This window comes from Thermomonas sp. HDW16 (genome assembly GCF_011302915.1).
Classification (GTDB): domain Bacteria; phylum Pseudomonadota; class Gammaproteobacteria; order Xanthomonadales; family Xanthomonadaceae; genus Thermomonas.
In genome coordinates this window covers 2,024,541-2,037,113 of sequence record NZ_CP049872.1, presented here as the reverse complement: position 1 = coordinate 2,037,113, position 12,573 = coordinate 2,024,541, and the positions used below count along the sequence as shown (strand labels likewise).

13 protein-coding genes are annotated in these 12,573 nt (G+C 66.2%); 9 read left to right on the top strand and 4 right to left on the bottom strand.

Annotated features, from left to right (window positions below):
• Positions 1–2: 2 nt before the first annotated feature.
• From hisG to hisIE, 8 genes are read left to right on the top strand one after another with little or no spacing between them, the layout of a single operon-like run.
• Entirely contained in the window at positions 3–917 is a 915-nt protein-coding gene (gene hisG, locus G7079_RS09450; protein WP_166057073.1) for an ATP phosphoribosyltransferase, read from the top strand.
• Complete coding sequence (hisD, locus tag G7079_RS09445; RefSeq protein ID WP_166057072.1) at positions 914–2,212, top strand: histidinol dehydrogenase; 1,299 nt, start codon at positions 914–916, stop codon at positions 2,210–2,212. The genes hisG and hisD overlap by 4 nt, the downstream gene beginning before the upstream one ends.
• A complete protein-coding gene (gene hisC / locus G7079_RS09440) occupies positions 2,209–3,291 on the top strand; it encodes a histidinol-phosphate transaminase (protein WP_166057071.1) in 1,083 nt (360 codons plus the stop codon). Before hisD ends, hisC begins: the two co-directional genes overlap by 4 nt.
• Positions 3,288–4,370: a bifunctional histidinol-phosphatase/imidazoleglycerol-phosphate dehydratase HisB gene (gene hisB, locus G7079_RS09435; RefSeq protein ID WP_166057070.1), complete on the top strand. Its 1,083-nt coding sequence runs from the start codon at positions 3,288–3,290 to the stop codon at positions 4,368–4,370. The genes hisC and hisB overlap by 4 nt, the downstream gene beginning before the upstream one ends.
• Positions 4,367–4,969 (top strand): imidazole glycerol phosphate synthase subunit HisH, encoded by a 603-nt coding sequence (hisH, locus tag G7079_RS09430; RefSeq protein ID WP_166057069.1) that lies wholly within the window; start codon positions 4,367–4,369, stop codon positions 4,967–4,969. The genes hisB and hisH overlap by 4 nt, the downstream gene beginning before the upstream one ends.
• On the top strand, positions 4,966–5,712 hold the full coding sequence (gene hisA / locus G7079_RS09425) for a 1-(5-phosphoribosyl)-5-[(5-phosphoribosylamino)methylideneamino]imidazole-4-carboxamide isomerase (protein WP_166057068.1): 747 nt from the start codon (positions 4,966–4,968) through the stop codon (positions 5,710–5,712). The genes hisH and hisA overlap by 4 nt, the downstream gene beginning before the upstream one ends.
• The gene (gene hisF, locus G7079_RS09420) at positions 5,706–6,479 is read left to right on the top strand and encodes an imidazole glycerol phosphate synthase subunit HisF (RefSeq protein WP_166057067.1); all 774 of its coding nucleotides are present in this window, start codon (positions 5,706–5,708) and stop codon (positions 6,477–6,479) included. Before hisA ends, hisF begins: the two co-directional genes overlap by 7 nt.
• A complete protein-coding gene (gene hisIE, locus G7079_RS09415) occupies positions 6,472–7,077 on the top strand; it encodes a bifunctional phosphoribosyl-AMP cyclohydrolase/phosphoribosyl-ATP diphosphatase HisIE (RefSeq protein ID WP_240906155.1) in 606 nt (201 codons plus the stop codon). The genes hisF and hisIE overlap by 8 nt, the downstream gene beginning before the upstream one ends.
• A gap of 1 nt (position 7,078) precedes the next feature.
• Here the strand turns inward: hisIE and phaR are convergent, their stop codons facing one another.
• From phaR to gluQRS, 3 genes are all read right to left on the bottom strand, one after another.
• Positions 7,079–7,561 carry a polyhydroxyalkanoate synthesis repressor PhaR gene (phaR, locus tag G7079_RS09410; protein ID WP_166057065.1) on the bottom strand — a complete coding sequence of 161 codons (483 nt, stop codon included), beginning with the start codon at positions 7,559–7,561 and terminating at the stop codon, positions 7,079–7,081.
• Between the two features lie 136 nt (positions 7,562–7,697).
• A complete protein-coding gene (locus G7079_RS09405; protein WP_166057064.1) occupies positions 7,698–8,438 on the bottom strand; it encodes a beta-ketoacyl-ACP reductase in 741 nt (246 codons plus the stop codon).
• Between the two features lie 38 nt (positions 8,439–8,476).
• The gene (gene gluQRS / locus G7079_RS09400) at positions 8,477–9,385 is read right to left on the bottom strand and encodes a tRNA glutamyl-Q(34) synthetase GluQRS (RefSeq protein ID WP_166057063.1); all 909 of its coding nucleotides are present in this window, start codon (positions 9,383–9,385) and stop codon (positions 8,477–8,479) included.
• 91 nt (positions 9,386–9,476) lie between these two features.
• Between gluQRS and htpX the strand changes: the two genes are divergently transcribed.
• A complete protein-coding gene (htpX, locus tag G7079_RS09395) occupies positions 9,477–10,373 on the top strand; it encodes a protease HtpX (RefSeq protein ID WP_166057062.1) in 897 nt (298 codons plus the stop codon).
• A gap of 81 nt (positions 10,374–10,454) precedes the next feature.
• On the opposite strand, the gene G7079_RS09390 is transcribed toward htpX, so the two are convergent.
• Positions 10,455–12,536 carry an EAL domain-containing protein gene (locus G7079_RS09390; RefSeq protein ID WP_166057061.1) on the bottom strand — a complete coding sequence of 694 codons (2,082 nt, stop codon included), beginning with the start codon at positions 12,534–12,536 and terminating at the stop codon, positions 10,455–10,457.
• Positions 12,537–12,573: the final 37 nt, after the last annotated feature.

Genomic DNA, 12,573 nt, shown 5'->3' with positions numbered 1-12,573 from the left:
CAATGAGCCCGAAACCCGCGCCAACCGGGCGCGACCGATTGCGCATCGCGATCCAGAAGAACGGCCGCCTCAGCGAGCCGGCGCGCGCGCTGCTGGGCAGCTGCGGCCTGGCTTGGCGTGAAAGTCCCGACAAGTTGTTCTGCTACGGCGACAACGCGCCGGTCGACCTGCTACTGGTGCGCGACGACGATATCCCCGGCCTGATCGACAGTGGTCTGTGCGATCTTGGCATCGTCGGCCGCAATGTGCTGGCCGAACAGTCCAATGAACGAGGAGAGTCCGCAACGCCGGCGAACTTCCGCGAATGGCGCGCGCTCGGTTTCGGAGGCTGCCGCTTGTCGCTGGCGGTGCCGAACGAGTGGGATTGGCAAGGCGCGGCACAGCTGCAAGGCAAGCGCATCGCGACCTCGTATCCGGCGATCACCCGCGCATGGTTGCGCGGGCAGGGTGTGGATGCGGATGTCGTGGTGTTGAATGGCTCGGTCGAAATCGCGCCGCGCCTGGGTCAGGCCGATGTGGTCTGCGATCTCGTTTCCAGCGGCGCTACGCTCGTGGCGAACCAGTTGAAGCCTGTCTGCGACCTGCTGCAAAGCGAGGCGGTGCTGGCCGGACCGGTGGCCGAACTCGATCCGTTGCTGGCCGAGACCGCGCAGATGCTGCTGCGCCGGATCGATGGCGTGCTGCGCATCCGCGACAGCAAGCTGCTGATGTTCCAGGCCCCGCGCGATGCGGTGGCCGACGTATTGCGCCTGCTGCCGGACGCGGAACCACCGACCAGCTATCCGATGGATGGCGACAACATGCTGGCGATGCAGGCGCTCTGCCACGGCGTGGTCACCTGGCAGCGATTGGAAGAATTGAAGCGTGCCGGCGCGCGCGGACTGATGGTGCTGCCGGTCGAGAGGATGCTGGCATGAAGCGCGTCGATTGGAATGCGCTTGACGAGGCAACGCAGGCGCAATTGCTGACCCGGCCGACACGCTCGCTGGCTGCTGGCGTTCGCGGACGCGTCGAGGAAGTGATGGCCGATGTTGCCGCGCGCGGCGACGTGGCCCTGCGTGTGCTCACCGAACATTACGATGGCGTGCGCCTGGACGCGTTCGAAGTCGATGCCGACGAGCGTCGCGCCGCGCTCGATGCCGTCAGTCCTGAATTGCGCGCCGCCATCGATGAAGCCGCATCGCGGATCGAAGCCTTCCACCGCGCCGGCATGCCGCAGGCGTACGCGCTGGATACAGCGCCGGGCGTGCGCTGCGAGCGCGTGCTGCGGCCGATCAGCCCGGTCGGTCTGTATGTGCCGGCCGGCAGTGCGCCGCTGCCCTCGACTGCGTTGATGCTGGCGATCCCTGCGCAACTCGCAGGCTGCGATGAGATCGTGCTGTGCACGCCGCCGCGTCGTGACGGCAGCGCCGATCCGGCAGTGCTGGTCGCCGCGCAGTTCGCGCCGAACGCGCGCATCTTCAAGCTTGGCGGTGCGCAAGCCATCGCGGCGATGAGCTTCGGCACGGCCAGCGTACCGCGCTGCGAAAAGCTGTTCGGTCCCGGCAATGCCTATGTTGACGAAGCCAAGCGGCAGGCCGCGGAACGTCCTAACGGCCCGGCCATCGACATGCCGGCTGGTCCGTCCGAAGTGCTGGTGATCGCGGACAGCGGCGCGAATCCCGTCTTCATCGCCGCCGACCTGTTGTCGCAGGCCGAGCACGGCCCGGATTCGCAGGTGATCCTGCTCAGCGATGACGATGCCGTGCTGGACGCGACTGCAGCGGAAGTCGAACGCCAGCTCATCACGCTGCCACGTGCCGAGATTGCCCGCCGCGCGCTGGAACACTCGCGCCTGATCCGCGTGGCCGACATCGCGCAGGCGATCGCCCTCAGCAACGACTACGCACCCGAGCACCTGATCCTCAGCGTGCGCGATCCACGTGCCTGGCTTGTCGATGTACGCAACGCTGGCACCGTGTTCATGGGCGACTGGACGCCTGAATCGCTCGGCGATTACTGCTCCGGCAGCAACCATGTGTTGCCCACCGGCGGTGCGGCGCGTGCGTGGAGCGGGTTGTCGGTCTCCAGCTTCATGAAGTCGCTGACCGTGCAGACAGCCAGTCGTGCCGGGATCGGCAGCATCGGCCCCTGCGCGGTGACGCTGGCGGAAGCCGAAGGCCTGCATGCGCATGCGCGCGCTGTGCAACTGCGGTTGGCTGTGCCGGCATGAACACGGCGCGGATGCTGCTGCGCGACGACTTGCGCGATTTCACCGGTTATCGCTCGGCACGAAGCGAGTCCGTGCAAGGCACGGTGTGGCTGAATGCCAACGAATCGCCGTTCGCATCATCGGGCGATGCCGAAGGCGCGATGCGTCGCTATCCGGATCCGCAGCCGCAGGCGCTGCGCGATGCGCTGGCGGCGTTGTATGGCGTGGACAGCGCGCAAGTGCTGGCCACCCGAGGCAGCGACGAAGGTATCGACCTGTTGCTGCGCGCGTTCTGTGCGCCGGGGCGCGGCGCCATCGTGATCGCGCCGCCGGTATTCGGCATGTATGCGGTCTGCGCGAAACTCCATGGTGTCCGCACGATTGAAGTGCCGGCACGCGACTCGGACAACGGCTGGCGTTGCGATCTCGATGGCATGGCGGCTACGGCGCTCAGTCGCAACGCGCCGCTGGTCTTTATCTGCAACCCGGGTAACCCGACTGGCGAGGCGATTGCCGATTCCGGTATCGCCCGCTTGGCCGAACGCTTGCGCGGACGAGCGCTGGTGGTGGTGGACGCGGCCTATGCGGAGTTTGCTGATAACGACGCCAGTACCGCTCTGCTTGCAGCGCACGAAAACCTCGTCATCCTGCGCACGCTTTCCAAAGCGCATGCGCTGGCCGGTGCTCGCATCGGCAGCGTGTTGGCCGCGCCGGAACTGATCGACATGCTGAAACGCTGCCAGGCACCGTACCCGCTTGCCCAGCCTGCCGTGCAGGCCGCATTGGCAGCGCTCGCACCGGAAGCGGTCGCGCGCACCCGTGCAGCGACCACCCAGCTGCGGATGGAACGAGACGCTTTTCGGGACGGCTTGCAGCGCACTCTTGGCGTCCGTCGCGTCTATCCGTCGCAGGGCAATTTCCTGTTGGTGCGTTTCGACGATGCACAAGCGGCATTCGATGCCTTGCTCGCTGCCGGCGTGGTGGTGCGCGACATGCGCGCAACCCCGGGATTGGAAGATGCGTTGCGGGTCAGCATTGGCACGCCGGAGCAGAACAGGCGCGTGTTGGCCTTGCTGACGCAGGCGAGGGTAGCGGCATGAGCGCGCCTGTACCCATCCTGTTCGTGGACCGCGACGGCACCCTGATCGCCGAGCCCGACGATTTCCAGATCGATGCCTACGAGAAGCTGCGCTTCGTCGATGGCGTGATCCCGGCGCTGTTGCGCCTGCGCGATGCCGGCTGGCAGTTCGTGATCGTGACCAACCAGGATGGCCTGGGGACGGACGCCTTCCCGCAGGCGGCGTTCGACGGCCCACATGCGTTGATGCTGCAAATCTTCGGGAGCCAGGGCATCACGTTTCGCGACATCCTGATCGACACCAGCTACGAGCGCGACAACGCACCGACACGAAAACCGAATACTGGCCTTGTCACGCATCTGCTGAAGGATCGCGGCATCGACTGGACGCGCAGCGCGATGGTGGGCGACCGCGATACCGATATCCGTTTTGCCGAGAACCTCGGCATCCGCGGTTTCAAGCTACGCAGCCCGCAGTTCGGCGAGGGCGTGGCTTGGGCGGACATCGCACACGCGCTGGTGGACACACCGCGCACCGCGACTGTGCGGCGCAAGACGAACGAAACCGATATCGAAGTCGAGATCGACTTGGACAGTTCCGCGAAGCCGGACATCGCCACTGGGCTCGGTTTCTTCGACCACATGCTGGAGCAGCTTGGCACCCACGGCGGTTTTGGACTGCGCCTGCGCTGTGCCGGCGACCTGCACATCGACGAGCACCACACCGTCGAGGACTGCGCGCTGGCGCTGGGCCAGGCGCTGCGCGAGGCCTTGGGCAACAAGCGCGGCATCGCCCGCTACGGCTTCGTGCTGCCGATGGACGAGTCGCAGGCCAGCGCGACGCTCGATCTTTCCGGGCGGCCGTACTTCGCCTTCGAAGGTGCGTTCGCACGCGAACAAGTGGGCGACTTGCCGACCGAACTGGTACCGCACTTCTTCCACTCGCTGTGCCAGTCCGCCGGCATCACCCTGCACCTTGCCGTGCGCGGCGACAACGCCCACCACCAGGTCGAAGCCTGCTTCAAGGCGGTGGCGCGCGCGTTGCGCATCGCGCTGCGGCGCGAGGGCGATGCCTTGCCCAGCAGCAAGGGCGTGCTGTGAGTGGCGTCGTGATCATCGATGCCGGTGGTGCCAACCTCGGTTCAGTACGCGGGGCGTTCGCGCGGCTGGGTATCGAGCCGGAAGTGAGCTGCGATCCGGCGCGTATCGCCGTGGCTGAGCGGTTGGTATTGCCGGGTGTAGGTGCGGCTTCGCCGGTGATGCGAAACCTGCTCGATTCCGGTATCGATGCCGTGTTGCGCGCATCGAGCAAGCCCTTGCTCGGCATCTGCATCGGCATGCAGGTGCTGTTCGAGCACAGTGAGGAAGGCGATGTCGCCGGGCTGGGCCTGCTGCGCGGTGAAGTCCGCAAACTGCCGGCTTCGGCAGGTGCGCGTCTGCCGCATATGGGCTGGAACCAGCTCGGAAAGCGCGCCGCATCGCCGTTGCTGGATGGCATCGAGGACGGCGCGCAGGCGTATTTCGTGCACAGCTACGGCGTGACCGGCAGCAGCGATGCCATCCTCGAAGCCGAACACGGCGGCGCGTTCGCGGCGGCGGTCGCGCGCGCGAACATCGCCGGCGCGCAATTCCATCCGGAACGTTCCGGAGTGGTTGGTGCACGCTTCCTGCAGAATTTCCTGGCGTGGCAGCCGGCATGAGCTTCACCGTCTATCCCGCCATCGACGTGCGCGAGGGTCGAGTCGTGCGTTTGGCGCAGGGCGATTACGCACGCGAGACGCGTTATGCCGCCGATCCTTTAGCACAGGCCATGGCCTATGCCGATGCCGGCGCTTCGTTCCTGCACCTGGTGGACCTGGATGCAGCGCGCGATGGCGGTTACACCTTGCTGCCGTTGCTACGCGCGATCGCGCAGGACGGACGCCTGCAGGTGCAGACCGGTGGCGGCGTGCGCAGTACGGCCGACACGCAGCGCATCCTCGATGCCGGTGCCGCGCGCGTCGTGGTCGGCTCGCTGGCGGTGAAGGAGCCGCAGCAGGTCGCAGGCTGGTTGGAGCGCTTTGGAGCGGAGCGCATCGCGGTCGCCTTGGACACGCGCCGTGACGACGATGGCGTGTGGCGCTTGCCCGTGCACGGTTGGACGCAGGGCAGCGGCATCGAGCTTGACGTGTCGCTAGCGCATTACGCGAGAGCGGGCGCCAGGCACCTACTGTGCACCGACATCGCCCGCGACGGCATGTTGAACGGCCCGAATATCGAGTTGTATCGGCGCATTACCAAGCTCTGGCCTGCCTTTGCCGTGCAGGCATCGGGTGGCGTGCGCGAGGCGGCGGACGTGGAGGCCGCACGCGACGCTGGTTGCGCCGGCATCGTGCTCGGCCGCGCCTTGCTGGAAGGACGCTTCGCGTTGACGGATGTATTGCCGCAGGACGCCGCATGCTGAGCCGCCGCATCATTCCCTGCCTGGACGTGCGCGACGGACGCGTGGTCAAGGGCGTGCGCTTCCGCGACCACGTCGACATGGGCGTGATCGAGGAACTTGCGCTGCGCTATCGCGACGAAGGCGCCGACGAGCTGGTGTTCTACGACATCGCGGCCAGTCCGCAGGCACGCGTGGTCGATGTGTCGTGGGTGAAGCGCGTCTCCGACCTGCTTGACATTCCATTTTGCGTGGCCGGCGGCATCGACAGTGTCGCGCGCGCGCGCGCGGTGCTGCATGCCGGCGCGGACAAGGTGTCGGTGAACACGCCGGCATTGCAACGGCCGGAACTCATCGGGGAGTTGGCCGAAGCCTTCGGCAATCAATGCGTCGTGGTCGGCATCGATTCACTGCTCGACGACGACGGGCAGTGGCGCGTGCGGAGCCACACAGGCGACCCGGACAAAATACAGGTGCATGCACGCCGCACGCTGGATTGGGTGCTTGAGGCGCAGCAACGCGGCGCCGGCGAAATCGTGCTCAATTGCATGGGCAGCGACGGCGTGCGCAATGGCTACGACATCGAACAGCTGCGCGCCGTACGTGCGATGTGCCAAGTGCCGCTGGTGGCCTCCGGCGGTGCGGGAACTCCACAGCATTTCGTGGACGCCTTCCGCGATGCCGACGTGGATGCCACGCTGGCCGCAAGCGTGTTCCACTCCGGCACGGTGGCGATTCCCGCGCTCAAATCCGTGCTCCACGACAACGGCATCGAGGTGCGCCGTGGCTGACTTCGATATCGAATCCCTGGATTGGGACAAGCAGGGCGGCCTGCTGCCAGCCATCGTGCAGGACGCGGCCAACCTGCGCGTGCTGATGCTGGGCTACATGTCGCGCGCATCGCTGGCGGTCACGTTGGAAAGCGGGCAGGTCACGTTCTTCAGTCGAAGCAAGCAGCGCCTATGGGTCAAGGGCGAAACCAGCGGCAACACGCTGGCGATGGTATCGGTCGCGATGGATTGCGATGCCGATGCCCTGCTGGTGCAGGCGCGCCCGCAGGGCCCGACCTGCCACACCGGTGCGGTCAGTTGTTTCGTCGATGCGCCAGCCGATGTTTTGGGCGAGCTTGATAGGGTCATCGCGCGACGCAAGGTCGGCGATGCGGAGGCGAGCTACACGCGCAAGCTGTTCGATGCCGGCATCGCCCGCATCGCGCAGAAAGTGGGCGAGGAAGGCGTGGAAACGGCACTGGCCGCGGTCACTGCGGACGATGCCGCCCTGTGCGGCGAAGCGGCCGATCTTGTCTACCACCTGTTGGTGCTGCTGCAGGCGCGTGGCCTGGCCTGGGACGGCGCGCGCGCCGAACTGGCGCGGCGCGCGAAGGGCTGACTCAGCGTTTCTGGCTGCCGCGATCGCGCGGCGGCGTGGACGTGCCAACGCCGCCGACCAGGTTTTTCTGGAAGTCCTTCCAGAGTTCCATGTTGCGCTCGGTGAGCTGGTTGAGCATGGACCACGGGGTCTGCCCGATCAGCCCGCCCATCTGTTGGCGGAACTGCTGTTGCTGCTCCAGGAACACCTGCATCGAGCGTTCCAGGTAGTTGCCCATGAAGCCCTGCAGCGAATCGCCGTAGAAGCGGATCAGCTGGCTGAGCAACTGGGTGGACAGCATCGGCTGACCGTCCTGCTCGTGCTCGGTGATGATCTGCAGCAACACCTGCCGGGTCAGGTCGTCGCCGGTCTTGGCGTCGCGCACCTCGAACGACTCGCCATCGACGATCAGCTGGCGCACGTCCTCGATGGTGATGTAGCTCGAGATCTCGGTGTCGTACAGCCGACGGTTCGGATATTTCTTGATGATGCGGATCGCGGACATTGAGCAAAGACTCTAGCGGCGCTGGGCGCAGCATGGCGCACTGCAGCACGGGTTGCAACAAGGTGCAGCAACGTTGCAACAAAAAACGAGCCGGCAATGCCGGCCCGTCTTGTCCAGGCAATGCGCCAGCGTGTTGTCACCACCCCATGTGATGGCCGCCGTTGATGTCGAGGTTGCTGCCGGTAATCCAGCCGGCCTGCTCGTCGGCCAGGAAGGCCACGCCGTAGGCGATCTCGTCCGGCGTGCCGAGGCGACCAGTGGGGATGTCGGCCACGATCTTCGCGCGTACTTCCTCCGGCACCGCCATCACCATGTCAGTGGCGATATAGCCGGGCGAGATGGTATTGACGGTCACGCCGTTGCGGGCGTTTTCGCGCGCCAGCGAAATGGTGAAGCCATGCATGCCGGCCTTGGCCGCCGCGTAATTGGCCTGGCCGTACTGGCCCTTGAGGCCGTTGATCGAGCTGATCTGGATGACCCGGCCCCATTTGCGTTCGCGCATGCCTTCGATCACCGGGCGGGTAACGTTGAACACCGAATTGAGGTTGGTGTTGATCACGTCCGACCATTGGTCGGCCTTCATCTTGTGGAAGGTGCCGTCGCGGGTGATGCCGGCATTGTTGACCAGGATCTCGATCGGGCCCAGCGCGGTTTCCACTTCGCGCACCATTGTCGCTGCCTCTTCCGGCGAGGTGACGTCACCCTTGACGATGGCCACGTCGTAGCCCTGCGCCTTCATCTGTTCCTGCCAGGCGCGCGCGCGCTCCTCGTTGCGATAGTTGGTGGCGACCTTGTGGCCCATGTCGGCCAGGCGCTTGACGATGGCGGTGCCGATGCCACCGGTGCCGCCGGTCACGAATGCAACTCGGGAAGTCATGTGGATCTCCTGAAAGACATGGGATGAGGGCTTCGATTCTAGGCATGCGATGTTGCGGAATCGTTGTGCACTGCGGCGGACAGCGGCAACGCGCGGCGCGGCACGCGCTCGAGCCGGAATGCCGCGATGGCGACATCAAGGAATGCGGGCGTCGATTGCAGGGCGTCCGCAGGGAGTGGCGATTGCCCCAGGCAATGCCACAGCAGGCGCAGCGTCGGCAACCGGTCTTCGACATCGACCGGCAGCGCGGCATCGGACTTGGACAGCTTCTTGCCATCATCGTCCAGCAGCAGCGGCAAATGCGCATAGCGCGGGGTCGCCAGGCCCAGTGCACGCTGCAGCAGGATTTGCCTGGGCGTGGAATCCAGCAAGTCGGCGCCGCGCACCACGTCGGTGATGCCTTGCTCGGCATCGTCCACCACCACCGCCAGCTGATAGGCCCACAGGCCATCGGTGCGCAGCAGGACGAAATCGCCCACGTCGCGATCGACGCGCTGGACGACTGGGCCGTGTACGGCATCTTCGAAAACGATTTCGCAACCATCCGCCACGCGCAGGCGGATCGCCGGGTCATGGCGTGGGGTGGTTGCGACGCAGTGGCGGTGGATGCCGCCAACGGCTGCCAGTTCGGCGCGGCTGCAGTGGCATTCGAACGCCAGTCCCTGCGCCATCAATCGGTTGAGCGCGGCGCGATACAGGTGTCCACGCTGGCTTTGCCGGACAATCTCGCCATCGTGCTGCAGCCCGAACGCGTCCAGCGCCTGCCGTTGCTGGCGGGCGGCACCTGCCACTTCGCGTGGCGGATCGATGTCCTCGATCCGCAGCAGCCACTCGCCGCCGGCCTGGCGCGCCAGCAGCCAGCTGCCCAATGCCGCCAGCATCGAGCCGGCGTGTAGCGGCCCGGTGGGCGAGGGGGCGAAGCGGCCGCGGTAGGAGGTCTCCGGCATCGGAAGGTCGCGCTTTCAGATTGAATTTATGGATGCGCGGCCACACTTCGTCGACAAGCCGCGCCTTTTCCTGCGGCAGGATGCCAGACCGATGTTCAAGCGTGTGTTCCTGTTCCTTGCGACCAATATGGCCGTGCTGGCCTTGGTCAGTATCGTCATGTCGATCCTCGGGGTGAACCCGCAAAGCTTCGCCGGCCTGCTGGTGATGGCCGCGCTGTTCGGCTTCGGCGGTTCCATCGTCTCCCTGCTGCTGTCCAAATGGGTGGCCAAGCGCGCCACCGGCGCGCATGTCATCGACACCCCGCGCAACGAGGCCGAACAGTGGCTGCTGACCACCGTGCGCCTGCAGGCGCAGAAGGCCGGCATCGGCATGCCCGAGGTCGCCATCTACGACGCGCCGGAGATCAATGCCTTCGCCACCGGCGCCAACCGCAACAAGGCGTTGGTGGCGGTGTCCACCGGCCTGCTGCGGGCGATGAACCGCGACGAGGCCGAGGCCGTGCTGGGCCACGAAGTCAGCCACATCGCCAATGGCGACATGGTGACGATGGCGCTGCTGCAGGGCGTGCTGAATACCTTCGTGATCGTGCTGTCGCGGCTGGTGGGCCGCGCCATCGACAGTTACCTGGGCAATCGCGACGGCTACGGCATCGGCTACTACCTCAGCGTGTTCGTGCTGGACATGGTGTTCGGCCTGTTCGCCTCGATGATCGCGATGTGGTTCTCGCGCCATCGCGAATTCCGCGCCGATGCCGGTGGCGCCGCGCTGGCGGGCAAGCCGAAGATGATCGCCGCGCTGGAGCGGCTGGCGCAGACCCATGGCGAAAGCACCCTGCCCAAGCAGGTGGCGGCGTTCGGCATCAGCGGTGGTGCCGGTGGCGGCCTGAAGCGCCTGCTGATGAGCCACCCGCCGCTGGAGGAGCGCATCATCGCGCTGCGCAATGCCACGCCGAAGGCCGGTGATATCCGCGAAGGCATCGTTTCCTGAGTTCCACGCCGCCTCCGATGCAATCGAAAAGCCCGCCATCCGGCGGGCTTTTTCGTGGTGGCACGGTCGGCAGCCGATCGATCAGCTGAAGTCGTAGTTCATGGTTGGGCCGGCCGGGGCCAGGAAATCGCCCTGCACGAAATCGATCCCCGCAGAGAACAACAGGGTCATGCTGGTGGCGTCCTGCACGCCGTCGGCGATGGTGCGGATGCCGCGGCCGGCAGCCTGGCTGGCGATGTTGCGCACCTGCTGCTGGGAATCCGTGCTCTTGGCCAGGTCGTCCATGAATTGCGGGTCGATCTTGAGGAAGGCCGGGTCGAAGTGACTCAGCAGCTGCATCGAGTTGAGGCCGGCGCCGAAGCGCTCCAGCGCGATGCGCACGCCGAAGCCGGCCATCGCGCCCAGGAATGCCTGCGCGGCGCTGAGGTTGGTGAACACCTTGGCTTCCGGCACCGCCAGCACCAGCAATTCGCCAGGCACGCCGGCGGAGGACAGGTGCGCGGCGATGAAGCTGGCCATGGTCGGATCCTGCACCGCCTCGCTGGACAATGAGAGCAGCAGGCTGGTGCGTTTGCCGGCCTGCAGGCGTTCGCCGATCAGTTCGATTGCGCGTGCCACCGCCCAGCGGTCGATCTGGCCCAGCAGGCCGTGTTCCTCGGCAATCGGCAGGTAGGTGCCGGCATCGACCGGTTCGCCATCGCTGCCGTACAGGTGCAGGTACATTTCGTAGCGCTCGACGCCGTCGCCCTGCAGCGCGATCACCGGCTGGAAATCGAGGTGGAAGCCGTCGCCTTCCAGCGCCACCTTGATTCGCGCCACCCAGGCTTCGATGCGTTCCAGCTCGGCACGGTCAACGGCGCCCGGATCGAACAATTCGGCCCGGTTGCCGCCCACGCCGGCCGCGGACACGACGCCCTGGTTGGCCTTGGCCAGTACCTGACTGGTGCTGGCGATCTTCTCGCCGATCTGCACGCCGCCAATACTGACCGTGGCATTGAGCGAATGGTTGCCGACCGTCAGTACGTGTTCGGCGAAGGCATCGCGCACGCGTTCGGCCAGTTCGCTGGTGGCCATGTGGTCGCTGCCACGCACCAGCAGCGCCAGCTGGTGCTCGCCGAAGCGGGCGATGGTGCCGCCCGGGGTCACGCTGTCCAGGCGTTGGCCCATCGCCGTCATCAGTTCGTCGGCGGCATCCAGCCCGATCACCTGCAGCAGTTGCGCATAGTGGTCGGGTTCGATCAGCAGTAGGCCATGGGTCGCGCCCTGGCTGGCGGCTTCGGCCACCGCCGCGTCCAGCAGGCCGAGGAAGGTGGGGCGGTTGAGCAGGCCGGTGCCTTGGTCGCGCTGCTTGAGCTGCTCGACCTGCCGCGCCAGTTCCGGATCCGCATCCATCGCCTGGCGGCGGAAGATCACCTGCTGGCAGGCTTCGCCTTCGTATTGCGCGGCGGTGAACTCCATGATCGCGGGAAAGTCGTTGCCTTCGATGTCGCGCGCGGTCAGTTCATAACGCGGTGGCGGTGCTTCGCCCTTGGACAGGCGCTTGAGCAGCGCCTTGAACTCGTCCACGTGGGCGGGCGCCACCAGGTCGAGCAGGGACATGCCCTCGATGTCCTCGAAATCCTCGTAACCGAACATCTCAAGGTAGGCCGGGTTGGCGCGGATGTGCATGCCTTCGTGGATGTAGGCGATGGGTTCACGCGAGGAATCGATCAGCGCGTCGCAGCGGCGCTCGGTCTCGCGCATCTGTGCTTCCAGATGGCGCTGCGAGCGGCGCGCATCGAGGTCGATCCACTGGCCGCGCACGGCCTTCAGCAACTGCGGCGGTCGCCCGCGCAGGGCCACGCCTTGCGCCCCAAGCGCCTGCACGGCATCCAGAATTTCATCGGTCACGCCATCCAGCACGGCCAGCAGCGGCACGTCGCGGCCGCAGCCGCCGACCACCATCGCCACTTCATTGAACGGGAGGTTCTGCGAGGCGTATTCGGCCAACACCAGGTCGACCTGCTGCTGGGCCAGCTGGCTGGCCAGTTCGTCCAGTGATTCCGGGCGCAGCGGGCGCACCGCGATGCCGGCATTGCGCAGGCCGCTGACGATGGCCTCGGCCTCGTTGACCTGATCGTCGACCAACATCAATCGCAGTGCGGTGTCCTTACCGATGGCCATGCAGGTGGAGTCGCTCGAAATGTCGGGGGATACGCAG